The 22,734-nt window shown below is 72.5% G+C and carries 22 protein-coding genes; 12 read left to right on the top strand and 10 right to left on the bottom strand.

Annotated elements, in window-relative coordinates; translation table 11 throughout:
• Window positions 1–77: 77 nt before the first annotated feature.
• Together H7A69_RS01915 and H7A69_RS01910 are read right to left on the bottom strand one after the other, a co-directional pair.
• On the bottom strand, window positions 78–230 hold the full coding sequence (locus H7A69_RS01915) for a hypothetical protein (RefSeq protein WP_182045501.1): 153 nt from the start codon (window positions 228–230) through the stop codon (window positions 78–80).
• 162 nt (window positions 231–392) lie between these two features.
• Window positions 393–839: a MarR family winged helix-turn-helix transcriptional regulator gene (locus H7A69_RS01910; protein WP_182045500.1), complete on the bottom strand. Its 447-nt coding sequence runs from the start codon at window positions 837–839 to the stop codon at window positions 393–395.
• Between the two features lie 121 nt (window positions 840–960).
• Here H7A69_RS01910 and H7A69_RS01905 point away from each other — a divergent pair, with 121 nt between their 5' ends.
• The gene (locus tag H7A69_RS01905; RefSeq protein ID WP_182045499.1) at window positions 961–1,941 is read left to right on the top strand and encodes an AraC family transcriptional regulator; all 981 of its coding nucleotides are present in this window, start codon (window positions 961–963) and stop codon (window positions 1,939–1,941) included.
• A gap of 133 nt (window positions 1,942–2,074) precedes the next feature.
• Here H7A69_RS01905 and H7A69_RS01900 read toward each other — a convergent pair whose 3' ends face one another.
• A complete protein-coding gene (locus tag H7A69_RS01900; protein WP_182045498.1) occupies window positions 2,075–3,109 on the bottom strand; it encodes a LacI family DNA-binding transcriptional regulator in 1,035 nt (344 codons plus the stop codon).
• Window positions 3,110–3,267: 158 nt separating this feature from the next.
• Here H7A69_RS01900 and H7A69_RS01895 point away from each other — a divergent pair, with 158 nt between their 5' ends.
• The 5 genes from H7A69_RS01895 (at window position 3,268) to H7A69_RS01875 (ending at window position 10,360) form a co-directional block, all read left to right on the top strand.
• On the top strand, window positions 3,268–4,563 hold the full coding sequence (locus tag H7A69_RS01895; protein WP_182045497.1) for an ABC transporter substrate-binding protein: 1,296 nt from the start codon (window positions 3,268–3,270) through the stop codon (window positions 4,561–4,563).
• 5 nt (window positions 4,564–4,568) lie between these two features.
• On the top strand, window positions 4,569–5,585 hold the full coding sequence (locus tag H7A69_RS01890) for a carbohydrate ABC transporter permease (RefSeq protein ID WP_182045496.1): 1,017 nt from the start codon (window positions 4,569–4,571) through the stop codon (window positions 5,583–5,585).
• Window positions 5,582–6,460 carry a carbohydrate ABC transporter permease gene (locus H7A69_RS01885; RefSeq protein WP_069712569.1) on the top strand — a complete coding sequence of 293 codons (879 nt, stop codon included), beginning with the start codon at window positions 5,582–5,584 and terminating at the stop codon, window positions 6,458–6,460. Before H7A69_RS01890 ends, H7A69_RS01885 begins: the two co-directional genes overlap by 4 nt.
• A gap of 134 nt (window positions 6,461–6,594) precedes the next feature.
• Window positions 6,595–8,988, top strand: a complete 2,394-nt coding sequence (locus tag H7A69_RS01880) for a beta-glucosidase family protein (protein WP_182045560.1) — start codon at window positions 6,595–6,597, stop codon at window positions 8,986–8,988.
• Between the two features lie 199 nt (window positions 8,989–9,187).
• On the top strand, window positions 9,188–10,360 hold the full coding sequence (locus H7A69_RS01875) for a PP2C family protein-serine/threonine phosphatase (RefSeq protein ID WP_182045495.1): 1,173 nt from the start codon (window positions 9,188–9,190) through the stop codon (window positions 10,358–10,360).
• Window positions 10,361–10,369: 9 nt separating this feature from the next.
• On the opposite strand, the gene H7A69_RS01870 is transcribed toward H7A69_RS01875, so the two are convergent.
• Both H7A69_RS01870 and H7A69_RS01865 read right to left on the bottom strand, forming a co-directional pair.
• Window positions 10,370–10,774: a hypothetical protein gene (locus H7A69_RS01870; protein WP_182045494.1), complete on the bottom strand. Its 405-nt coding sequence runs from the start codon at window positions 10,772–10,774 to the stop codon at window positions 10,370–10,372.
• A 40-nt stretch (window positions 10,775–10,814) separates the two neighbouring features.
• Window positions 10,815–11,393, bottom strand: a complete 579-nt coding sequence (locus H7A69_RS01865) for a DUF2231 domain-containing protein (protein WP_182045493.1) — start codon at window positions 11,391–11,393, stop codon at window positions 10,815–10,817.
• A gap of 103 nt (window positions 11,394–11,496) precedes the next feature.
• On the opposite strand from H7A69_RS01865, the gene H7A69_RS01860 reads away from it, so the two are divergent.
• Both H7A69_RS01860 and H7A69_RS01855 read left to right on the top strand, forming a co-directional pair.
• The gene (locus H7A69_RS01860) at window positions 11,497–11,667 is read left to right on the top strand and encodes a hypothetical protein (protein WP_182045492.1); all 171 of its coding nucleotides are present in this window, start codon (window positions 11,497–11,499) and stop codon (window positions 11,665–11,667) included.
• A gap of 118 nt (window positions 11,668–11,785) precedes the next feature.
• Window positions 11,786–12,355, top strand: a complete 570-nt coding sequence (locus tag H7A69_RS01855) for a TetR family transcriptional regulator (RefSeq protein ID WP_182045491.1) — start codon at window positions 11,786–11,788, stop codon at window positions 12,353–12,355.
• Here the strand turns inward: H7A69_RS01855 and H7A69_RS01850 are convergent.
• From H7A69_RS01850 to xylA, 5 genes are all read right to left on the bottom strand, one after another.
• Window positions 12,316–13,311, bottom strand: coding sequence for a helix-turn-helix domain-containing protein (locus H7A69_RS01850; RefSeq protein ID WP_182045490.1), 996 nt, complete (start codon window positions 13,309–13,311; stop codon window positions 12,316–12,318). The genes H7A69_RS01855 and H7A69_RS01850 overlap by 40 nt on opposite strands.
• Window positions 13,312–13,390: 79 nt before the next feature.
• Window positions 13,391–14,623: an AAA family ATPase gene (locus tag H7A69_RS01845; protein WP_182045489.1), complete on the bottom strand. Its 1,233-nt coding sequence runs from the start codon at window positions 14,621–14,623 to the stop codon at window positions 13,391–13,393.
• 65 nt (window positions 14,624–14,688) lie between these two features.
• Window positions 14,689–15,675: an acetylxylan esterase gene (locus tag H7A69_RS01840; protein ID WP_182045488.1), complete on the bottom strand. Its 987-nt coding sequence runs from the start codon at window positions 15,673–15,675 to the stop codon at window positions 14,689–14,691.
• A gap of 127 nt (window positions 15,676–15,802) precedes the next feature.
• A complete protein-coding gene (xylB, locus tag H7A69_RS01835) occupies window positions 15,803–17,290 on the bottom strand; it encodes a xylulokinase (protein ID WP_182045487.1) in 1,488 nt (495 codons plus the stop codon).
• Entirely contained in the window at window positions 17,283–18,476 is a 1,194-nt protein-coding gene (xylA, locus tag H7A69_RS01830; protein WP_069711734.1) for a xylose isomerase, read from the bottom strand. Before xylA ends, xylB begins: the two co-directional genes overlap by 8 nt.
• Window positions 18,477–18,573: 97 nt before the next feature.
• Between xylA and H7A69_RS01825 the strand changes: the two genes are divergently transcribed.
• The 4 genes from H7A69_RS01825 to H7A69_RS01810 are packed head-to-tail and all read left to right on the top strand — an operon-like array spanning window position 18,574 to window position 22,611.
• Entirely contained in the window at window positions 18,574–19,770 is a 1,197-nt protein-coding gene (locus tag H7A69_RS01825; protein ID WP_182045486.1) for a Gfo/Idh/MocA family protein, read from the top strand.
• Window positions 19,767–20,477 carry a ThuA domain-containing protein gene (locus tag H7A69_RS01820; RefSeq protein ID WP_182045485.1) on the top strand — a complete coding sequence of 237 codons (711 nt, stop codon included), beginning with the start codon at window positions 19,767–19,769 and terminating at the stop codon, window positions 20,475–20,477. Before H7A69_RS01825 ends, H7A69_RS01820 begins: the two co-directional genes overlap by 4 nt.
• On the top strand, window positions 20,462–21,559 hold the full coding sequence (locus tag H7A69_RS01815) for a Gfo/Idh/MocA family protein (RefSeq protein WP_182045484.1): 1,098 nt from the start codon (window positions 20,462–20,464) through the stop codon (window positions 21,557–21,559). Before H7A69_RS01820 ends, H7A69_RS01815 begins: the two co-directional genes overlap by 16 nt.
• A 17-nt stretch (window positions 21,560–21,576) precedes the next feature.
• Complete coding sequence (locus H7A69_RS01810; protein WP_182045483.1) at window positions 21,577–22,611, top strand: sugar phosphate isomerase/epimerase family protein; 1,035 nt, start codon at window positions 21,577–21,579, stop codon at window positions 22,609–22,611.
• Window positions 22,612–22,734: the final 123 nt, after the last annotated feature.

Genomic DNA, 22,734 nt, shown 5'->3' with positions numbered 1-22,734 from the left:
GGCCCGTGGCGATCCCGCCACGGGCCTCCCGTCCGTCTGCCGGTGCCGTCGTCAGCGACCGGTCCGACGTGGTGCCGTCAGTGCCGCCCCTCGCGGGCGGTGTCGGTGAAGAAGTCGGCGTACAGGCCGTTGGCGTCCTGCAGCTCGCCGTACTTCCAACGCTTGCGCATGCGACGGAACGTCTCGATGCGCACCGGGTCGATGCCCGGTTCGGACTGGTACGAACCCATCGGTCCTCCCGTTTCCCTGTTGCTCACCCCCGACCGGGGGTACCCACCGGAGACGCTACGGGCTCGCGCCCCCTGCGTCCGGCAAGATAGATCGGGAATCTACCTAACTGCGCTTGTTGGACAAACGTCCGAGGGGGGTCCTCGACCGCCCGTACCCTGCCGTCAAGGGGTCGGAGCGCCGTGCTCGAGCGCCTCGATCACACGGTCGATCACCCGCACGTACCGGTCGCTCTCGCGTTCGGAGAAGGAGGACAGGAGCTCGTGCAGATGCTCGTTCGTACTGTCCATCGCGACGGCGTACGCACGCTGCGTCTCGGGCGTCAGCTCGATGAAGCGGCTGCGTCCGTCGTCCGGGTTCGGGACGCGGCACAGGTGCCCGGCGCGTTCCAGGCGGTCGACCGTGCCGGTGATCGCCGGACCCGAGAGGCCGAGGTGCGACACCAGGTCCTTCACCCGCACGCGGCGCCCGGCCGCGGCCGCCCGTGCGACGAACTGCAGCACGGTGAGGTCGGAGCCCGACACGGACAGTCGCTCGCGGAGCCGGCCGCGCAGGGCGCCCATCGCCGCCTCGAGCCGGGTGATCGCCGCGGTCAGGTCGATCTCACTCACGTGGTCGTCCCTCCGGTGCGTGTCGGTCGTCCGCGACGTTACGCCGCCCTCACCCTGCAACCGTATCCGGAGAACGCGAACCATGGCGCAATGCGGATGATCGAGCCCGGACGGAGTCGTCGTGGCTGACCCGCTGATCGAGGCGTTCGGCGCCGAGGAGACGATCGCGCCGGTGCGCTTCGAGGTCGCCGGCACGCGTCCCGAGGCCGCCGTCCGCGACCTCGGCGGCGTCTACGCGGGGGAGCGGTGGAGCGCTGCGCCGTCGAACGGACGGTTCGACTACCGGTACACGGCGATCGGTGACAGCGAGGTCACCATCCGCCGCTCGCAGATGCACGGCGAGATCCGCGGGCACATGCCCGGCGGCGGTGACTACGTGGTGACGTGGATCAGCGCGGGGACCGGCGAGCTCGAGATGCGCGGTGAGCGGTGGCCGATGGAGCAGGACGTCCCGGTGATGTTCCCGGCCGACGAGGAGTTCTCGTTCGTCACGGCCGACTACGACCAGCGGCTCGTGCACTTCGACCGCGAGTTCGTGCGCCGGGTGGCCGCGTCGCGCGTCGACGGCGGGAGCGCCCTGCGGTTCGACCCGCGCCGTGGCGCTGCCGAGACGGTGCACCACCGATGGCAGGGAGCGCTGACGGCGCTCTCGCGCGCGCTGCGCATCGGCGGCCCGGACTCGGACGCCTGGCAGGACGCGAAGGTCACCGCGGCCGAGGTCTTCCTCGACATGTTCCCGCCGCAGACGGGCGGGTTGCCCGACGTCCTGGAGCAGCCCCGGAACGCCCGGCTGCGCGCCGCGGTGGAGTACATCCACACGCACGCTGCCGAACCGGTCACGATCGTGGACCTCTCCGAGGCGGCGGGGCTCAGCGTCCGCTCCGTGCAGGAGTCGTTCCGGCGCGTGTTCGACGTGTCGCCGCTGACGTACCTGCGGCAGGTTCGGCTCGACCGCGTGCACGAGGAGCTCCTCGAGGCGGGGCCGCAGGCCGGTGCCGTCGGCGACGTCGCTCGGCGGTGGGGGTTCGCGCACCTCGGGCGGTTCTCGGCGTCGTACGCCGAGCGCTTCGGCGAGTACCCGAAGCAGACGCTGCGGCGCTGACGCGGGCGCGCGGCGACTCGCTCCGCGGGTGTCGAACCACGGAACCGACGTCGAACCACGCGTCGCGAGTGGTTCGACGTCGCAAGCGTGGTTCCACTCCCGAGTGCGCCGCGCCGGGCAGCGCCGCGCGGCGTCAGGCGGCCGCGGGCGCCGGCGCCGTGCTGCTCCGCACCCGGAGCGTCGACCGCAGCCGCACGTGGTCGCTCGTCGGCTCGCCGCGGAGCATCGCCATGAGCATCGCGACCGCGCTCGCGCCGAGGTCGGCGAGCGGCTGCGCCACGGTCGTGAGCGGCGGCGTGGTGGTCGAGGCCTGCGGGACGTCGTCGAACCCGACCACCGACAGGTCCTCCGGCACCCGGAGCCCGAGCGTCGCGGCGGCGTGGAGCACGCCGATGGCCGACGAGTCGTTCGCGGCGAACACCGCGGTCGGGCGGTCGGGCAGCGTGAGGAGCTCGTGCGCGACCGCCGCGGAGCGCTCCTCCTGGTAGTCACCGGCACGGACCAGGCGTTCGTCGACCGCGACCCCGGCGGCGGACAGGGCCTCGCGGAAGCCGGTCTCGCGCAGCTGGGACGACGCGAGGTCGCCGCGGCCCTGCACGTGGGCGATGCGGGTGTGCCCGAGCGCGAGCAGGTGCTCGACGGCGTCACGGGCGCCGGCGGCGTTGTCGGTGTCGACCGTCGCGTGGCCCTCGGGGCCGGTGTGCGGGTCGATGGCCACGACGGGGATCGACGACCCGGAGAGCGCCGCGGAGGGCGTGACGACGATCGCGCCGTCGATGAGCGTGCCGGACAGGCGGGACAGCGACCGGCGCTCCCACCCCGGGCGCCCGGTGCCGGCCTCGAGCCCGGCGTAGGCGAGGAGCTCGTACCCGCTGCCGATCGTCGCGGCGGACACGCCACGCAGGAGCTCGGTCGAGAACGGCTCGAACTCGGGCACGAGGATCCCGATGACGTTCGTGCGGGAGCTCCGCAGGCTCCGGGCGACCAGGGACGTCTCGTAGCCGAGGCGCTCGACGACCTCCTGCACCCGGACCATCGTCGCGGGGGCGACCCCGTCGCGGTTGTTGACGACCTTCGAGACGGTCGGGATCGAGACGCCGGCGGCGCGCGCGACGTCCGCGATCGTGACCCGGCCCGGCCCGGGCGGGTGGTCGACGACGGTCTCCATGTGCACACCGTACCGCCGGAGACGCTTTCCGCCAGTGCGCGGATCACGGTTGGAAAACGTTATCGATAACGATTGACAAGGCCGTGCAGCACCTGGCACGCTCTCCGCAGCGGCATCGACTGCCGCGAACGTCAACGACGACACCGAGGAGTTCCACGATGACGAGGAAGATCCGTGCCGCGGCAGCCATCGCGCTGATCGGGGCGACCGCGCTCACAGCAGCCGGCTGCTCCGCCGGCAGCGACGCTTCGAGCGACGGCGGGAAGGTCTCGATGACCTTCTGGCACAACTCCACCACCGGCCCGGGCAAGGCCTTCTGGGACCAGACGGTCAAGGACTTCGAGGCGAAGAACCCGAACGTCACGATCAAGGTCCAGGCGATCCAGAACGAGGACCTGGACGGCAAGCTCCAGACCGCGCTCAACTCGGGCTCCGCCCCCGACGTGTTCCTGCAGCGCGGCGGCGGCAAGATGGCCGCCATGGTCAACGCCGGCCAGCTCCTCGACATCTCCGACTCGATCGGGTCGACGGCGAAGTCGCAGATCAGCGACGGGTCGTTCAAGGGCTACCAGCAGGACGGCAAGACCTGGGCCATGCCGGTCGACGTCAACCCCGAGGGCATCTGGTACAGCCAGGACCTGTTCAAGCAGGCCGGCATCGAGGGCACCCCGACCACGATGGAGGAGCTGAACGCCGACATCCAGAAGCTCAAGGACGCCGGCATCCAGCCGGTCGCCGTGGGTGCGAAGGACGCCTGGCCGGCAGCGCACTGGTACTACAACTTCGCGCTCCGCGCCTGCTCCGAGAGCGTGCTGAACAAGACCGCGCAGGACCTCAAGTTCACGAACGCGTGCTGGAAGCAGGCGGGCGAGGACACGAAGGACTTCTTCGACACGAAGCCCTTCAACGACGGCTACCTGACCACCGCCGCACAGCAGGGCGCCGGCAGCTCCGCCGGTCTCGTCGCGAACCACAAGGCCGCCATGGAGCTCATGGGAGCCTGGGACCCGGGCGTGATCTCCTCGCTCACCCCGGACGGCAAGCCGCTGTCCGACCTCGGCTTCTTCCCGTTCCCGGAGGTCTCCGGCGGCAAGGGTGCTCCCGGTTCGATGATGGGCGCCGTCGACGGGTACTCCTGCTCGGCGCAGGCCCCGAAGAAGGCCTGCACGGACTTCCTGAACTACATGACCGAGAAGGACGTGCAGGAGAACTACTACAAGGCCTTCAACGCCATCCCCGCCAACAAGTCGGCCCAGTCGGTCGTCACCGAGCCGTACCTGAAGAGCGTCCTCGAGGCGTACAACAAGGCGCCGTTCGTCTCGAACTACCTCGACACCGTCTACGGCCAGAACGTCGGCAACGCGCTCAACACCAGCGTCGTCAACCTCCTCGCCGGCAAGGGGTCCGTCTCGGACATCGTGTCGACCGTGAACCAGGCAGCAGCGAAGGGCTGACACCCATGACCACCTCCGTCGCACCCCGCTCCGAAGCGGAGCGGTCCGGGACGGGGCGTCGCCCGGGCGGGGCCGACGGTTCGCCGTCGGCCCCGGCCCGCCGGGCCCGCAGGGGCAACGACGTCCGCACCCGGATCGAGATCGCCGTCCTGGCCGGCCCGGCCACCGTCATGTTCGTCGGGTTCGTCATCCTGCCCGTCGTGCTCGCCGCGTACTACGGCTTCTACAAGTGGCAGGGGTACGGCACCCCGACCGACTTCGTCGGTCTGCAGAACTACGCGATCATCTTCACCGACCCGGACTTCCGGGGCGTGCTCTGGCACAACCTCTTCATCGTCGTCGGGTCGCTCATCGTGCAGGGCCCGATCGCGATCGTCCTCGCCCTGCTGCTCAACCAGCGGATCCGCGGGCGCGGCCTGATCCGCGTCCTCATCTTCGTGCCGTACGTGATCTCCGAGGTCATCGTCGGCACCGGCTGGAGCCTCATGCTCCAGTCGAGCGGGGCCGTGAACGACCTCCTGCAGGCCGTCGGCCTCGGGGCCCTCCGCAACGACTGGCTGAGCAACCCGGACATCGCGATCTGGACGCTCCTCGCGATCATCTCGTGGAAGTACATCGGCTTCGCGGTGATCCTGTTCCTCGCCGGCCTGCAGAGCATCCCCGAGGAGCTGTTCGAGGCCGCGCAGCTCGACGGCGCGAGCTACTGGCAGATCCAGCGGCGGATCACCCTGCCGCTGCTCGGCCCGACCATCCGGATCTGGGCGTTCCTGTCGATCATCGGCTCGCTCCAGCTGTTCGACCTCGTCTACATCATCTGGGGTCAGTACATCGCCGCCACGGCCGGGACCTCGACGATGGCGACCTACATGGTCGCCAACGGTCGGCTCTCCGGCAACTACGGGTACGGCAACGCCGTCGCCGTGGTCATCTTCCTCATCTCGTTGGTCGTCGCCCTCGTCTACCAGCGCTTCGTCCTGCGCCGCGACACCGCCGGCGCCCTGACCGAGAAGGGCGACCGATGACCGCCACCGCCTCCATCGTCGCGCCGAACCGTCGGCGCTCCGCCGACCACGGTCCGGTCCGCAAGGAACGCAACCTCGGCACGTACTTCATCGCACTCGTGTTCATCGCGGTGTGCATCGCCCCGGTCGCGTACATCATCCTGGGCGGCTTCCGCACCAACTCGCAGATCACCGCGAGCCCCGCCGGCCTGCCGTCGCCGTGGCAGATCGGGAACTACGTCTCGGTCCTGACGAGCGGCGTCTTCTGGCAGCAGCTCGGCAACTCCGTGATCGCGGGCGTCACCACCACGGTCGGCGTCGTCGTGCTCGGCCTCATGGTGAGCTTCGTGCTCGCCCGCTACCGCTTCCGCGGCCGCGGCGCGCTGTACTCGCTGTTCGCCGCCGGCCTGATGTTCCCGATCACCGTCGCCATCACGCCGCTCTACCTGCTCGTGAAGGACCTCGGGCTGACGAACAACCTGGCTGGCGTGATCCTGCCGCAGATCGCCTTCGCCCTCCCGACGACCGTCATCATCCTCGTGCCGTTCCTCCGGGCGATCCCGGACGAGCTCGAGGAGGCGGCCTCGATCGACGGTGCGAGCCGACTCGGGTTCTTCTTCCGCATGGTCGTCCCGCTGTCCCTGCCGGGCGTCGTGACCGTCGGGATCCTCGCGTTCATCGGCAGCTGGAACAGCTACATCCTGCCGCTGTTCATCCTCAACGACGCGTCCGCCTACACGCTGCCCCTCGGCGTCCAGGCGTTCTCGTCGCAGTACTCCGTCGACACGGCGCGGGTGCTCGCGTTCACCTCGCTCTCGATGATCCCGGCGCTCGTGTTCTTCGCGATCTTCCAGCGCCGCATCGTCGGCGGTCTGACCGGGGCGGTGAAGGGGTGACCGCGCTCGACGCGACGACGCACCCGACGGACGGACGGGAGGCGCGTGGCGGCACCGGCACGCGCCTCCCGTCCGACGCCACCCACCTCGACGACGCGACGGGCCCGGACCGCGTGACCGCGCTGCTGGCCGCGATGACGCTCGAGGAGAAGACGGCGCAGCTCGTCGGCTACTGGCTCGACCAGGACGGCGTCGTCGCCCCGATGCAGGGCGAGATGGCGGCGGTCCAGGACGGCGACACGCTGACCGACGTCACCCGGCACGGCCTCGGCCAGTACACCCGCGTCTACGGCACCCGGCCCGTCGAACCCGACGAGCGTGCCGCGTGGCTGTGGGCGGAGCAGCGGCGGCTCAAGCGCGAGACGCGCCTGGGCATCCCCGCGCTCGTCCACGAGGAGTGCCTGACCGGGCTCGCCGCCTGGCAGGCCGCCACCTTCCCGACCCCGCTCGCCTGGGGGGCGTCCTTCGACCCCGAGCTCGTCGAGCAGGTCGGCGCGGTCATCGGCCGGTCGATGCGCGAGCTCGGCGTCCACCAGGGGCTCGCCCCCGTGCTCGACGTCGTCCGTGACCCGCGGTGGGGCCGGGTCGACGAGTGCATCGGCGAGGACCCCTACCTCGTCGGCACGGTCGGCACCGCCTACGTCCGCGGCGTCCAGAGCGCCGGTGTCGACGCGACGCTGAAGCACTTCCTCGGCTACTCGGCCTCGCGGGCCGGACGGAACCACGCGCCGGTGCACGCCGGGCCGCGCGAGGTGGCCGACGTCTTCCTGCCGCCGTTCGAGATGGCCCTGCTCGACGGGGGCGCCCGGAGCGTCATGAACTCGTACGCCGAGGTCGACGGCGTGCCCGTCGCGGCGGACCCGACGCTGCTCACCGACCTGCTCCGCGACCGTCTCGGCTTCGACGGCACCGTCGTGGCGGACTACTTCTCGGTCGCGTTCCTCGAGGTCATGCACGGTGTCGCCCGCGACCGCGGCGAGGCGGCCGCGATGGCGCTCGAGGCCGGCATCGACGTCGAGCTGCCGACGGGGGACGCCTACCTGGCGCCGCTCGTCGAGCGCGTCCGGAACGGCGAGGTCGACGAGGCGCTCGTCGACCGGGCCGTGCTCCGGGTGCTCCGCCAGAAGGAGCGACTCGGCCTGCTCGACCCCGACGCGTTCGAGGACGAGCCGCCGACCGGCGTGGACCTGGACTCCGCGGAGCACCGTGCCCTCGCACGCCGGCTCGCGGCGGAGTCGCTGGTGCTGCTGTCGAACGACGGCGTGCTGCCCCTCGGCGGCGCGACCGGTCCCGACGCAGCCGGTCCCGACGCAGCCGCCGGCGACGCCGGCCACCACACCCCGGGCGCCGTCCTGCAGGGTCCGGTCGCGGTGATCGGCCCGAACGCCCACCGCGCCGAGGCCCTGCAGGGCTGCTACTCCTTCGCGAACCACGTGCTCGCCTCGCACCCCGGGCTGCCGCTCGGCTTCGCGATCCCGACGGTGCTCGAGGCCCTGCGGGACACCCTCGGCTCCGACGTCGTCCGGTACGCCCGCGGCGCCGACGTCGAGGGCGGTGACCGTGACGGTTTCGCCGAGGCGGTCGCGACCGCACGGGACGCCGCGGTCGCCGTGGTCGTCGTCGGCGACCAGGCCGGGCTCTTCGGTCGCGGCACCGTGGGCGAGGGCAACGACTCCGAGTCGCTCGACCTGCCCGGCGTGCAGCGCGAGCTCGTCGAGGCGGTCGTGGCGACCGGCACCCCGACCGTGGTGGTGCTGCTGACCGGTCGTCCGTACGCGATCGGCTGGGCGCTCGACGGCGACCAGCCGAAGCCCGCGGCCGTCGTGCAGGCGTTCTTCCCCGGTGAGGAGGGCGGTCCCGCGATCGCCGACCTGCTCACCGGTGCCGCCGCCCCCTCCGGTCGGCTCCCGGTCTCGCTGCCGCGCTCGGCCGGGGCGCAGCCGTACTCGTACCTGCACCCGCGCCTCGGCGGCCCGTCGGACGTCACCGCGACCGACTCGACGCCGGTCCGGCCGTTCGGCTTCGGCCTGACGTGGACGTCGTTCGCGTACGAGGACCTCGTCGTTGACGACACGGTCGCCACCGACGGCGCGTTCACGGCCGAGGTCACCGTCCGGAACACCGGGGAACACGACGGCGACGAGCTCGTGCAGCTCTACGGGCACGACCGGCAGGCGTCGGTCACGCGTCCGGTCGCGCAGCTGCTCGGCTACGCGCGGGTCGCCGTGCCGGCCGGGCAGACCGTGCGGGTCCGCTTCGACGTACCCGTGCAGCGGTTCGCCTTCACCGACCGGGCGATGCGCAAGGTGGTCGAACCCGGCGACGTCGAGGTGTGGGTCGCGTCCGACGCGGCGGCGTCGCGGCCGGGAGGCCCGCTGGACACCGGCGGGATCGTCGCGTCCGGCGACGGGCCGGTCCGGCACGAGGTGCCCGGTTCGGCGACCCCGCGTGCGGTCCTGCGCGTGGACGGCGCGGTGCACGAGGTCGGCCGCGAGGACCGGCGCACGGTCAGCTGGACGGTCGTCTGACCCGTCCCCGCCGCGGAGCACCCGGGACGGTGCTCCGCGGCGGTCGCGCGTCGCGCGTCCTCCGCTCAGGCGCGTCCCGCGCCCGCTCCGGGGTCGCTCCGGGCCGCCGACCGGTAGCGTGTGACCCGTCCACGTCGGGCCGCGTCCCGCTGCGCCACCACGCAGCGGCGGTCCCGACGGATCAGGGAGGGCAGGACGGATGAGCACGGAGGACCGGGCACGCGTGCGGGGTGCACTCGTGGCTGCGCTGGACGTCGTCGACGCCCCGCCCGCGGAGCGCTTCGAGCGCATCGTCCGCGTCGCCCGCGAGGTCTTCGACGTCCCGCTGTCGTACATCAACGTCCTCGACGCGGACCTGCTGCACACCCTCACCCCGAACGTCCCCGACGAGCTCGCCTCGGGCCCGATCGGCTGGTCGTTCTGCCAGCTCACGATCCGGGACACCGGACCGACCGTCATCCTGGACACCGCCGCCGACCCCCGGACCGCGGACCTGCCGGGCGTGACGAACCGTGGCATCCGGTTCTACGCCGGCGTCCCGCTGACCATCGCCGGCGGGGAACCCGTCGGGACGCTCTGCCTGATGGACACGGAACCGCGCGAGTTCTCCGCCCAGGACACCGCGGCGCTCATCGACCTCGGGCGGTGGGCGGAGCGGGCGCTCGGGCAGGGGCTGCACCACGACCGGCTGCTCGAGGTCGCCGGAGCCCTCGCCCCGGACGCACTCACGCTCGACGGGTACCGGGTCGTCGGACTGACCGTGCCGTACGGTGACCTCAGCGGCGACCTGCACGACTGGTCGGTCGTCGACGGCGACCTGGTCCTGACGCTCGCCGACGTGATGGGCAAGGAACAGCCCGCCGCGCTGCTCGCGGCGGGGATCCGCGCCGCGCTCCGGCAGCACCGTTCGCTCGGACCGGTCGCGGCCCTGGCAGCGGCGGAGCCCGCCGTCGCCGAGGACCTGGCACGGGCGAACGCGTTCGCGACGCTGTTCCACGCGCGGCTGCACCCCGCGAGCGGCGTCGTGGAGCTGGTGGACGCCGGACACGGGCTCGCGGTCCACGTCGCGACCGAGGGCGCGCCCCGGATCCTGCGCTCGCACGGCCTGCCGGTCGGCCTGCACCACGAGGGGACGCCCCGCACGGCGAGCGCGGTGACGCTCGCCCACGGCGACGCGCTCGTCGTCGCCAGCGACGGCGCGCTCGACCTCGGCGACGGCACGGTCGACACGCTGCTCGACCTGGCGCGCACCCTCGGCCGGGCCCGCGACGTGCACGCGTTCCTCGAGACCGTGCGCCTGCGCGCCGCGGAGCGGGCCGAGGACGACGTGACCGTGGTCGTCCTGGTCCGCGAGCCGGCGCCCGGAGCCTGACCCGGACGCTCAGCTCGGCTGCGCTGCGAAGTGGACGACGGTCACCGCGAGGGCGAACAGGGCGAGGACGGTGAGGACCGCCCCTGCTCCGCACGACCACGCGCGACGACGGCGACGCCGACGACGTCCCGCGACCCACGCCCAGAGCACCGTGCTGACGACGGCGGCGATCGGGAAACCGACGAAGACGACCGATCCGGCGGTGTAGTCGCACCCTCCGCCGCCGCACGCGTCGTACGCGAACATCGAGATCAGGACGCCGAACCAACCGACGACGAGCATCGGCAGGCTCAGACCGAACAACGTCAGCGTGACTGCGAGGTCCGTTCGGCCCGCAGTGGCCCGGACCGGGTGCGTGTGGCGGTCAGGACGTCCGAGCGGGAAGAGGTCGTCATCGTCGTCGTCCTGCCGCATGGTCACCAGTGTGCCGTGGAGCAGGTGGTCGTGCGGCTGCTCAGCCCTTCCAGACCGAGACGGCGCCGGCGTGGCCGATCACGACGACCTCGATCAGGGAGCCGATGCCCGCCGCGACGAGCAGGACCGGCCCGACGACCGCGACCGCGCGCACGAGCCCGCTGCTCGTCACCCGCGGCACGGCGAACCGGTTCCAGCCCCACCACAGCGTCAGCAGTACGAACACCGCGATCGACCACGGCAGGAGGCCGTCCGCGAGGTGCGTGTGCCGCTCGAGCAGGGCGGTCTCCCGCTCCCGGTGCTCCAACCACTCGCCGGACGAGGTCGCGAGCGGCACGGAGACGAGCGCGACGAGGCCGATGAGCGGTGCACCGACCGCGAGCCAGCGTCGGGCGGCGGGCCAGGCTGCCACGACGATCGCGCTCAGTGCCGCGACCGGCACCGACACCGTGGTCAGGTGCACGAGGAGCGGGTGCAGGGGGATGCCGTCGTACTGCCAGTCCACGGGGGCCTCTCGAGCTCGGCGGTCGGTGGTTCCGACGTCCTGCGCCCAGTAGAGCGCCGGATCCGGTCCGACGGACCCCCGACCGCCGATCTGCGCACATTCGAGAGTGCACATGCAGCGCGTTCGTCGCGCCGGTCGTCCCGGCCGGGCGGCGTGTCCACCGGATGCTCCGGTCGCGTGAGTACCGTGCCCCTCACAGACCGTGAAGGAGCACACCATGTCCGACGCCGACGGCACCCGCGACACCACCAACGACCCCGAGGGCACCGAGAAGCCCGACGGCCTGGGCGAGGACGGCACGATCCCGGCCCACCCCGAGGGCGTCGCCGCCGGCTTCACCGGCGACGACTCGCACTTCAACCCGGAGGAAGACGACCCGGCGGAGTGACCCGGCCGACCACCTGACGGACGGGAGGCCCGTGGCGACGCCGCCACGGGCCTCCCGTCCGTCACGCTGGTCGCCGCGTCGTCACCGGTCCCGACCCGCGGATCGGTACCGTGTCGGCATGGCCCGCTTCACGCCCCCCGCTGCCGACGCGATGCGCGCGACCCTCCTCGCCGCCGCGCGCGACGAGTTCTCCGCCCACGGGCTGGCCGGGGCGCGCATCGAGCGGCTCGCCGCCGTCGCGGGCAGCAACAAGGCGCAGGTCTTCCACTACTTCGGCGGGAAGGACGGCCTGTTCGACGCCCTGCTCGTGCACGAGCTCACGGGCGTGCTCGACGCGGCTCCGCTCGACACCGCGGCCCTGGCGGAGTGGGCCGGGCGCCTGCACGACGTCACGGTCGAGCGCCCGTGGGTGCAGCGGCTCGCGACCTGGCACCGCCTCGAGCGACCGGACGTCGCCCTCGAGACCCTGGCGCAGCAGTACGCCGACGCCGTCGACGAGGTCGAGCGGGCCCAGCGGGCCGACGTGCTCCCGCGCCGCTTCCGGCCCGCGGTGCTGTTCGGGCTCGTCGTGCACACGGCGGTGTTCTGGAGCGGACTCGCCCCCGAGGCGGCCGCATCCGTCGCGGCGGTCACCGCACCGCGACGCCGTCAGGTCGTGGTCGACGCCGTCGGCGCGCTGCTCGGCTGAGCCGGACCGCGCCGCTGCAGCGTGGCGGAGGGGCGCTCGCCGAACGCGGTGGCGTAGGTGCCCGCGAAGCGTCCCAGGTGGGCGAAGCCCCAGGTCTGCGCGACCTCGGCGACCGTCGTCGACCCGGGGTCGGCCGCCAGGAGCACCGCCCGCACCCGGTGCAGTCGCACGTCGCGGAGGAACTGCATGGGGCTCGCCGCACCCGCACGGTGGAACGCGGCCTGCAGCCCGCGGGCGCTGAGCCCCGTCGCACGGCACACGTCCGAGGTGGTCAGCGGCCGGTGGGCGTTCGCGGCGATCCACTCCTGCGCCACCCGGACGGAGCCGCGAGCGGCGGTCGCGATGCCGGACCGCGGCGTCGCGTCGAACGCCTGGAGGACGGCCTCGGCGATCCGGCGGTGGTCCGCCGCACGGGTCCCGGCGTCCACCGACGGGTCCCACAGCGTCGTCGCCGCGCCGGCGATCGTGCGACGCAGCGGCGCCAGGGCCTCCGCGTCGGCCGTCGGGCGGAGTTCGAGGGGCCCGGGGAGGTCGGCGCGGACCGCGGCACCGATCGACTCGAGCCAGGGGCCGTCGAACCGGATGACGTGCTGGACCGCTGGTGCGGCGTCGAACGAGAAGGGCCGTCCGGCCGGGTACATCACCGGGACGTTCGGCAGCATCTCGATCGGTTCGCGCCGGTCGACGTCGAGCACCATGCCCGGGCCGGTCGCCCAGGCGAGGACGTACTGGCGACCGGGGTTGATCGTGCCCCACCGGTGCGCGGCGACCGCCGAGGTCGCGGTCGTCACCCGGTCGTCGCCCACGGCGCGGTACCGGTAGGAGAACCCGTCGGTGACCGCTTCGCCGATGTTGATGTCGTGGCTGCTGTAGACGTCCTCGAAGAGTTCGACGGCAGCGTCGACCGCGGTGCCGTGGTGCTGGGTGGCGGTCGTCGTCCGGTCGTCTGTGCGCATGCGCCGAACAGTCTGCGCCCTCGGTCCGGGGAGGCGGCTGCGCAGTGCGCGTCGCGGCGCTTCGCGACCCGATCCGGGGTCAGCCGACGTGCGGCCAGTCCGTCGACAGGTAGGCCTCGACCGCGCGGTTCCGGAACGTGTACGGCTTGCCGCGCACGATGATGCCGCGCACGGTGTCCAAGCGCTGCGAGAAGGGGCCGACCTGGGTAGCCGAGGGCAGGCCCATCCGTTCGGCGATGGCGGTCAGGGTGCGCGAGGGGAGCGGGAGCGCCGCCATCGCCTCGACGAACTCCCGTTCGCGGCTGGGGAGGCGGTTGAGGATGCGCTCGACGTGCGCTGATGCCTCGCCCTCGGCGCCCTGCCAGCCGTGTCGGACGTCGTCCTCGGTGATCACGGACGACGAGCCCGCGTTCCACGCCCGCTGTCCGGCGAGTTGGAAGAGGAAGGGCTCGCCGCAGCAGAGGGCGATCAGCGCGCGGACGGCGTCCGGGGTCATGCGCACGGCTTCGGCAGCGCCGGTCGTGGACGGTGTCTCCCACCCGTCGATCACGAACGGCTGCAGTGCCTGCGCGAGGTCGTCCTCGTCGATCGCGGCCAGGGTGACCGTCCGGAAGCGGCGGGCGAAGGTGGCGCCCTTGCGTGCCCCGGCCATGTCCTCGAAGTCGGGCAGGCCGGTGAGGTAGACCGCGATCGGCAGGTACCGTTCGACTACGACGCCGCCGGGTGCGACGACGTCGACCTGGTGCGCGAGCGCATCGCCGAGGGCGATGAGCAACTGGGAGAGCGCCGCTTCGTCGGAGATGTTCTGGACCTCGTCGATGTGCACGAGCACGACGGCGTCCTGCTCGACGGCCGCCTGCCCGATCTCGACGAGGAGTTCGGAGAGGCTGGTGAACGGTTCCGGTCCGTCGTGTCCGCGGAGCGTGACGGAGAAGCCGCTGACCGCGAGCTGTTCGACTCGCGCCAGGAGGTCGAGTACACCCTGCCGGGCCGAGCTGCGCAGCCCCGCTGTGTCGGCGAGTCGCAGGATCGCCGATGCGACGAGGCGGATCGGGTCGGCGCCGGCGGGCATCCGCAGCTGCGGCGTCACCCAGTCCCCGTCCTCCGCGGCGAGGCGCGCGATCCGCCGGACGAGGCTCGACTTGCCCGTTCCGGGTTCACCCAGGATGGTGCGACCGGTCTCGTACAGCCCCGCGTGTCGCCTCGGCCGGACGACGTCTCGCCAGTCACTGAGCTGCTCGACCCGGCCGGCCCACACGTCCGGGACGATGTCCGAGCCCGGCTGGAAGGGGTTCGTCACGGGTGAGCGCATGTTGTTAAGTTTATCACCGAGTACAGCGCGCTGATAAACTTAACAATACCGGGTCGCGCCGATCCTCAGCGCAGGCGCTCGGCCAGGAACGCCGTCTGTCGCTCCCAGTGCCGGTACCCGCCGCCCTCGTGGCCGTTGTACGGGTACACCTCGATGTGCTTGTCGGTCGAGCCGAGGGCGTTGTACGCCGCGAACGTCGTCCGGGGCGGGACCACGTCGTCCATGAGCGCGACCGAGAACAGCGCCGGGGCGGTGATCCGCGCTGCGTGGTTGACCCCGTCGAAGTACGCGGCCGTGTCCCACACCGTGTCCGCGGCGTCGCGGTGGACGGCGAGGTAGCGCACCAGCTCCTGGTACGGGTCGCTGACGGCGACGTCTGCGCCGTGCTCCCAGTCGCAGAGGAACGCCACGTCGGGCAGCACGGCGACCAGGGGGCCGACGTGCGCCTCGACGAGGGCCGCCGCGGCGATCGCGATGCCACCGCCCTGGCTCCCACCGGTCAGGGCGATGCGCTCGGCGTCGACGCCCGGCAGGTCGCGGACGGCCTCGACCAGTCGGACGGCGTCGGTGAACACGCGGCGGTAGTGGTGGTCGGCGGGGGAGTCGATGCCGCTCGTCATCCAGCCGGCGACGTGCGGCCCGGAGCCGTGCGGGTCGGGGGTGTCCCCGCCGCCCCAGCCGCTGCCCTGTCCGCGGGTGTCCATGACGACGTGCACGTACCCGGCGAGGGCCCACGCGACGCGCTCACCCGGGCGGGAGCGTCCGCCGTTGTAGCCGAGGAACTCGACCACGGCGGGCAGGTTGCCCGTCGCGCCGGCCGGCCGTGACACCCAGGCGCGGACGGGGTCGCCGGCGAAGCCCGGGAACGTCAGGTCCTGCACGTCGAGCGCGGTGACCGGGGTCTCGGCGGGCGTCAGGACCGCGTCGGTGCCGGCGCCCGCCGTCCGTGCGTCGGCGACGGTCTGCGCCCAGAACGCGTCGAAGTCGTCGGGGTGACGCACCTCGGGCCGGTAGGCGCGGAGCGGGTCGAGGGGCAGGTCGGTGAGCGGCATGGGGAGTCCTCGCTGGTGTGGGTCGTTCCGGGCGTACCGAGACGGATCGGGCGTACCTGGTCGGTTGTTCCGTCCAGGTACGCCCGATTCCATCAGGTACGCGGGGGCGCGGGTGGTTCCCGCTGTGTCAGCGCGCGGCGGCGCGGTACTGCTCGAGCACCTCGGGGTGCGGGTCCGCGGGCACGACGGTCGCGGCGACCTCCCACGACGGCAGGGTCCCGCCGAGCACCCACGCGGCCTGGCGTGCGGCCCCCGCGGCGACGTACTCGCCGGGCTCGGGGATCGACACGTCGCGACCGAACACCTGCGCGGCGACGGCACGGACGGCCTCGTTCCGCGCGGCCCCACCGATGAGCAGCAGTCGGTCCACCGTCACGCCGGTGTCCTCGACCGCGGCGAGCCCGTCCGCGAGCGCGCACAGCATGCCCTCGACGGCGGCACGGGCGAGGTGCGCCCGGTCGGTCGTCTGCGGGGTCATGCCGAGCAGCGAGGCGGTCGCGTCCGGCCGGTTCGGCGTGCGCTCGCCGACGAAGTACGGCACCAGGACGAGTCCGTCCGACCCCGCCGGCGCCTGCAGCGCCAGCTCGCCGAGCTCGCCGTGGTCGACGGCGAGGAGGCCGCCGACCACCTCGAGCACCCGGGCTGCGTTGAGCGTGGTGACGATCGGGAGGCGCGACCCGGTCCCGTCGGCGAAGCCCGCCACGGTCCCGCTCGGGTCCGTCACCTCGGTGTCGGTGACCCCGAAGACCGTGCCGCTCGTACCGAGGGACACCGCGACGTCACCCGGGCCGAGCCCGAGTCCGAGCGCTGCCCCGGCGTTGTCGCCGAGCCCCGGGCCGACGACGAGCCCGGCGCGGGCGACGGCGCCGCCCGGCAGGTCGACGTCGGACGCCAGCGTGCCCATAGCCTCGTCGGGAGCCACGATCCGCGGGACCACGACCAGGTCGGCGTCCGGCGTGCCGACGCCGGCGACCCGCGAGGCCCGTCCGAGCGCCTGCTCGAACAGCTCCGCGTCGTACTCCCGGCGCACCGGGTCCCAGTAGCCGGTGCCGCTGGCGTCCGAGCCGTCGGTCGCGAGGGCGTCGAGGTCCGGACCGAGCGGGCTCTCGTCCGCCGGGCCGTACCCGCGCAGCCGCCACGACAGCCAGTCGTGGGGGAGCGCGACGGCAGCGACGCGCGCCGCGTTGTCGGGCTCGGCGTCGCGGAGCCACCGCAGCTTGGTGCCGGTGAACGAGGCCACCGGGACCAGACCCGTCCGGGCGACCCATGCCTCCCGGCCGAGCTCCTCGACCATCTGCGCGGCCGCGTCCGCACTGCGCACGTCGTTCCAGAGCAGGGCGTCGCGGACCACGCGGCCGTCGGCGTCGAGCGCGACCATGCCGTGCTGCTGCCCGGCGATCGCGACGGCGGCGACGTCGTCGAACCCGCCGGCGTCCGCGATCGCGGAGCCGAGCGCGTCCCACCAGTGGCGGGGGTCGACGGACGTGCCGTCCGGGTGGGACGCGCGCCCCTCCTGGACGACCGCGCCGGTCGCCGCATCGCGGACGGTGACCTTGCAGGACTGGGTCGACGAGTCGACCCCTGCGACGAGCCGACGCTCGACGACGTCAGCCACGAGCGCCCATGAGGTGCTCGATCGCGAGCTGCTGCAGGCGCACGAAGCCGAAGCCCTTGCCGCCGAAGTACGCGTCGGCGTCGAAGTCCTCGTAGGCCGAGCGGTCGGCGAGGAGGTCGTCGTACGACTCGCCGCTGTTCAGCGTCGGGGTGCTCAGCTCGTCGACCTTCGCGGCGGACAGGGCCTCCTGCACCTCGGGGTCGGCGCGGAACGCCTGCGCACGCTCCTTGAGGAGCAGGTACATGCGCATGTTCGCCTGCGCCGAGTCCCAGACGCCGGTGATGTCCTCGGTGCGGCTCGGCTTGTAGTCGAAGTGGCGGGGGCCGTCGTACGCCTGGCCGCCCTGCGGGGCACCGTGCTCGAGCAGGTCGACGAGCGAGAACGCGTTCTGCAGGTCGCCGTGACCGAAGACGAGGTCCTGGTCGTACTTGATGCCGCGCTGGCCGTTGAGGTCGATGTGGAAGAGCTTGCCCTGGTAGAGCGCCTGGGCGATGCCGGCGGTGAAGTTCAGGCCCGCCATCTGCTCGTGGCCGACCTCGGGGTTGATGCCGAACAGCTCCGGGCGCTCGAGCGTCTCGGTGAAGGCGATCGCGTGGCCGAGGGTCGGCAGGAGGATGTCGCCGCGGGGCTCGTTCGGCTTCGGCTCGATGGCGAAGCGGATGTCGTAGCCCTTGTCGGTGACGTACTGGGCGAGCAGGTTGACGGCCTCGCGGTAGCGCTCGAGGGCGGCCTGCACGTCCTTGGCGGAGTCGTACTCCGAACCCTCGCGGCCACCCCACATGACGAACGTCTTCGCGCCGAGCTCGGCGGCGAGGTCGACGTTGCGGAGCACCTTGCGGAGCGCGAAGCGGCGGACGTCGCGGTCGTTCGAGGTGAAGCCGCCGTCCTTGAAGACCGGCGCCGAGAACAGGTTCGTCGTCACCATCGGGACGATGATCCCGGTCGAGTCGAGCGCGCCCTTCAGGCGGTCGATCTGCGCCTGGCGCTCGGCGTCGGTCGAGCCGAACGCGAACAGGTCGTCGTCGTGGAAGGTCAGGCCGTAGGCGCCGAGCTCGTCGAGCTTCTCGACCGCCTCGACCACGTCCAGCGCGGGACGGGTCGGGCCGCCGAACGGGTCGGAGCCGTTGTAGCCGATGGTCCAGAGACCGAAGGAGAACTTGTCGTCGCGGGTGGGCGTCGTTGCCATGGTGGATCACCGTTCGTCGTCGAAACAAAATGTTGCCGCGCCCAACATAAGCGGTAGTGTCGACTCTGGCAAGACGTGATCGCAAAGGAGCGAACGAATGGCATCGGACCGACCTGCGCAGGGACGACTGCGTGTGGCGATGGTGGGACACGGCTTCATGGGGGCCGCCCACTCGCAGGGGTGGCGCACCGCCCCGAGGTTCTTCGACCTCGGGGTCGAGACCGAGATGGCGGTGGTCGTCGGGCGCGACCCGGAGCGGACGGAGGCAGCGCGTCGCCAGTACGGCTGGCAGACGGCCTCGACCGACTGGCGGGCAGCGGTCACCGACCCGGACATCGACGTGGTCGACATCTGCTCGCCCGGCTCGTCGCACGTCGAGGTCGCGATCGCCGCGCTCCGCGCCGGCAAGCACGTGCTCTGCGAGAAGCCGCTCGCCAACTCCGTCGCCGAGGCCGAGGCGATGACCGAGGCCGCCGCGGCGGCCCGGGCGGACGGCGTCCGGTCGATGGTCGGCTTCAGCTACCGCCGGGTCCCCGCGATCGCGCTGGCCCGCCAGCTGGTGCAGGCCGGGAGGCTCGGGACCGTCCGCCAGGTCCGCGCGCTCTACCTGCAGGACTGGTTGGCCGACCCCGAGGGCCCGATGACGTGGCGCCTCGACAAGGCGCTCGCCGGCTCCGGCTCGCTCGGCGACATCGGTGCGCACGCGATCGACCTCGTCGAGCACGTCACCGGCGCACAGCTGTCCACCGTGTCCGGCACGCTCGAGACCTTCGTGCACGAGCGCCCGCTGATGGCCGAGGGCGTCGGACTCTCCGGCACGGCGTCCGAGGAGCGCGGGCAGGTCACCGTCGACGACGCGGCGTTCTTCCTCGGTCGTCTGGCCGGTGGCGCCGCGGACGGTGCGATCGGCACCTTCGAGGCGACGCGGTACGCGACCGGCCGGAAGAACGGCCTGACCCTCGAGATCAGCGGCTCCGAGGGCGCGATCCAGTTCGACCTCGAGTCCATGAACGAACTGCGGCTGTACGAGGCGTCGGCACCCGCGGGGGAGCAGGGCTTCCGGCGGGTCCTCGTCACCGAGCCCGAGCACCCGTACATGGCGGCGTGGTGGCCGACCGGACACCTCATCGGGTACGAGCACACCTTCAGTCACGAGGTGAAGGACTTCGTGCAGGCGATCGTCGCTGGCGAGGACCCGTCCCCGTCCTTCGAGGAGGGCCTGCACGTGCAGCAGGTCCTCGACGCGGTCGAGCGCAGCGCGGTCGACGGCAGCGCCTGGACGGCGATCCGATGAGCGCCGCCGAGACCCCGCAGCGCCGGGCACTGGTCGTCCGCGGCGGGTGGGACGGACACATGCCCGTCGAGACCACCGACCTGTTCGTCCCGTTCCTGCGGGACAACGGCTTCGACGTCCGCGTGTCGGACTCGACGGCGGTGTACGCCGACGAGTCCGTGATGGCGGAGGTCGACCTGATCGTGCAGGTCGTGACGATGTCGACCATCGCGGACGACGAGTTCGCGGGACTGCAGCAGGCGGTGCTCGGCGGCGCCGGGCTCGCCGGGTGGCACGGCGGCATCGCGGACGCCTTCCGGAACACCGCCGACTACCTGCACATGATCGGCGGCCAGTTCGCGCACCACGCGGGCAAGCACCCCTCGGAGCGCACCGGCGAGCAGTCCGACAACTACATCCCGTACACGGTGCACGTCACCGAGGCCGGGCACGAGCACCCGATCACGCAGGGCATCGAGGACTTCGACCTCGTGACCGAGCAGTACTGGGTGCTCTCCGACGAGTACAACGACGTGCTGGCGACCACGATGCAGGAGGCCCGGGACTTCGACGCCTGGAACCGTCCGGTCACGGCGCCGGCGATCTGGACCCGGCAGTGGGGCGAGGGACGCGTGTTCGTCTCGGCACCCGGGCACCGGCTCGAGGTCGTCGAGTCGCAGCCGCTCCGCACGATCATCGAGAGGGGACTCCTGTGGGCAGCCCGTTGAAGGTCGGTGTCGTCGGGGTCGGCGTCATCAGCCAGCAGTACTTCGAGCACTTCCCGGCCCTGCCCGGGCTCGAGCTCACCGCCGTGGCGGACATCGACGTGGCGCGGGCGCAGGCGGTCGGCGAGGCCCAGGGCGTTCGCGGCTCCTCGGTCGACGAGCTCATCGCGGCCGACGACGTCGACGTCGTCCTCAACCTGACGATCCCCGCCGCGCACGCCGAGATCGCCACCCGGGCGCTCGAGGCCGGCAAGCACGTCTACGGCGAGAAGCCGCTGGCGATGTCGACGGCCGAGGCGCAGCCCGTGCTCGACCTCGCCCGCCGCTCGGGCCTGCGGATCGGCAGCGCGCCGGACACCGTGCTCGGCACCGGCATCCAGACCGCCCGCCAGGCGCTCGACAGCGGCGCGATCGGCACGCCCGTGGGGGCGGCGGTCTCGTGGTCGGCGCCCGGCCACGAGCTCTGGCACCCGGCACCGGGGTTCTACTACCAGCCCGGCGGCGGTCCGCTGCTCGACATGGGGCCCTACTACCTGACGAGCCTCGTGTCGTTCTTCGGCCCGGTCGTCCGCGTGAGCGGAGCCTCGACCCGGTCCGACCGCGAGCGCACCATCGCCACCGGTCCGGCCGCGGGCACCCCGCTGCGGGTCGACATCGACACGCACGTCGTCGCGGTCCTGGAGCACGCGAGCGGTGTCGTCTCGACGGTCACCGTCTCGTTCGAGGTCTGGGCGACCCGGGCACCGCTGTTCGAGGTGTACGGCACCGGGGGCACCCTCGGCGTCCCCGACCCGAACCGGTTCTCGGACACCGTGTCGATCGCCGACGCCGCCACGCGCGAGTGGTCCGACCTGCCGACGAGCGCCGGGTACGCCGACGCCGGACGTGGGTACGGTCTCGCCGACATGGCGCACGCGATCGCGACGGACCGCCCGCACCGGGCGTCCGGCGACCTCGCGTTCCACGTGCTCGAGACCATGGAGGCGGTCTCCACCGCGGCCCGCGAGCACACTGTGGTCGAGGTGCGGTCGCGCGTCGACCGTCCGGAGACGGTGCCAGCCGGAGCGGAGCCGGGCACGTGGTGAACGAGGAGCAGGGACCAGTGAGCAGCACGTCGGAGCCGAGCGGTGCCTCCCGGCCGGTGACGCTGTTCACCGGGCAGTGGGCCGACCTGCCCTTCGAGGAGGTCGCACGTCTGGCCGGCGAGTGGGGCTACGACGGCCTGGAGATCGCCTGCTGGGGTGACCACCTCGACGTCCGCCGTGCCGCGACGGATCCCGAGTACGTGGCGGACCGCAGGGCGATCCTCGAGCGCAACGGGCTGCAGGTCTGGACGATCGCGAACCACCTGACCGGGCAGGCCGTGTGCGACGACCCGATCGACCAGCGGCACGAGGACATCCTCGCGCCGCACGTGTGGGGCGACGGTGATCCCGAGGGCGTGCGGCAGCGCGCGGCCGAGGAGCTGCAGTGGACCGCACGCGCGGCGGCCGCGCTCGGCATCGACACCGTCACCGGGTTCTCGGGCTCGTCGATCTGGAAGACCGTCGCCGGGTTCCCGCCCGTGCCGCCGTCGATGATCGAGGCCGGGTACCAGGACTTCCACGACCGCTGGTCGCCGATCCTCGACGTGTTCGAGGAGGTCGGCGTCCGCTTCGCGCTGGAGGTGCACCCGTCCGAGATCGCCTACGACTACTGGACGGCTCGTCGGGCGCTGGACGTCTTCGCGGACCGACCGGCGTTCGGGTTCAACTTCGACCCGTCGCACTTCGTCTGGCAGGACCTCGACCCCGCCGCGTTCCTGCTCGACTTCGCCGACCGGGTGTACCACGTGCACTGCAAGGAGTCGGTCAAGCAGCTCGACGGTCGGAACGGACGGCTCGGGTCGCACCTGCCGTGGGGCGACCCCCGGCGCGGGTGGGACTTCGTCACCGCCGGCCACGGGGACGTGCCGTGGGAGCGGGTGTTCCGCGTGCTCAACCACATCGGGTACGCGGGGCCGACCAGTGTCGAGTGGGAGGACGCGGGCATGGACCGGCTCGTCGGCGGCCCCGAGGCGCTCGCGTTCGTGCGGCGACTCGGGACGATCGCCCCGCCCGACGCGTCGTTCGACGCCGCGTTCTCGCGGTCGCGCTAGTCGGCGCCGGGCTGCCTGCCCGCCTGCCTGCCCGCACGAGGCTCGGCCTGGCGGACAGTGTCGCGGCTTCGCGCCCGCGAAACTGTCCGCAGAGCCGAGGCTCGCCCCGCCCCCCACCCCGCA

Origin of the sequence: Curtobacterium sp. ME26 (assembly GCF_903970945.1) — a bacterium.
Classification (GTDB): domain Bacteria; phylum Actinomycetota; class Actinomycetes; order Actinomycetales; family Microbacteriaceae; genus Curtobacterium; species Curtobacterium citri.
The sequence above is the reverse complement of the archived record's forward strand: the minus strand, read 5'-3'. Positions and strand labels throughout refer to the sequence as shown.

Excerpts from the sequence above, each read along its gene's own strand:
- H7A69_RS01880 (WP_182045560.1), top strand. The coding sequence starts at position 6,595 with ATGACGCTCGAGGAGAAGACGGCGCAGCTCGTCGGCTACTGGCTCGAC.
- H7A69_RS01870 (WP_182045494.1), bottom strand. The coding sequence starts at position 10,774 with ATGCGGCAGGACGACGACGATGACGACCTCTTCCCGCTCGGACGTCCT.
- H7A69_RS01885 (WP_069712569.1), top strand. The coding sequence starts at position 5,582 with ATGACCGCCACCGCCTCCATCGTCGCGCCGAACCGTCGGCGCTCCGCC.
- H7A69_RS01820 (WP_182045485.1), top strand. The coding sequence starts at position 19,767 with ATGAGCGCCGCCGAGACCCCGCAGCGCCGGGCACTGGTCGTCCGCGGC.
- H7A69_RS01900 (WP_182045498.1), bottom strand. The coding sequence starts at position 3,109 with ATGGAGACCGTCGTCGACCACCCGCCCGGGCCGGGCCGGGTCACGATC.
- H7A69_RS01850 (WP_182045490.1), bottom strand. The coding sequence starts at position 13,311 with ATGCGCACAGACGACCGGACGACGACCGCCACCCAGCACCACGGCACC.
- H7A69_RS01825 (WP_182045486.1), top strand. The coding sequence starts at position 18,574 with ATGGCATCGGACCGACCTGCGCAGGGACGACTGCGTGTGGCGATGGTG.
- H7A69_RS01875 (WP_182045495.1), top strand. The coding sequence starts at position 9,188 with ATGAGCACGGAGGACCGGGCACGCGTGCGGGGTGCACTCGTGGCTGCG.
- H7A69_RS01865 (WP_182045493.1), bottom strand. The coding sequence starts at position 11,393 with ATGTGCACTCTCGAATGTGCGCAGATCGGCGGTCGGGGGTCCGTCGGA.
- H7A69_RS01915 (WP_182045501.1), bottom strand. The coding sequence starts at position 230 with ATGGGTTCGTACCAGTCCGAACCGGGCATCGACCCGGTGCGCATCGAG.
- H7A69_RS01890 (WP_182045496.1), top strand. The coding sequence starts at position 4,569 with ATGACCACCTCCGTCGCACCCCGCTCCGAAGCGGAGCGGTCCGGGACG.
- H7A69_RS01860 (WP_182045492.1), top strand. The coding sequence starts at position 11,497 with ATGTCCGACGCCGACGGCACCCGCGACACCACCAACGACCCCGAGGGC.
- H7A69_RS01845 (WP_182045489.1), bottom strand. The coding sequence starts at position 14,623 with ATGCGCTCACCCGTGACGAACCCCTTCCAGCCGGGCTCGGACATCGTC.
- xylA (WP_069711734.1), bottom strand. The coding sequence starts at position 18,476 with ATGGCAACGACGCCCACCCGCGACGACAAGTTCTCCTTCGGTCTCTGG.
- H7A69_RS01855 (WP_182045491.1), top strand. The coding sequence starts at position 11,786 with ATGGCCCGCTTCACGCCCCCCGCTGCCGACGCGATGCGCGCGACCCTC.
- H7A69_RS01840 (WP_182045488.1), bottom strand. The coding sequence starts at position 15,675 with ATGCCGCTCACCGACCTGCCCCTCGACCCGCTCCGCGCCTACCGGCCC.
- H7A69_RS01895 (WP_182045497.1), top strand. The coding sequence starts at position 3,268 with ATGACGAGGAAGATCCGTGCCGCGGCAGCCATCGCGCTGATCGGGGCG.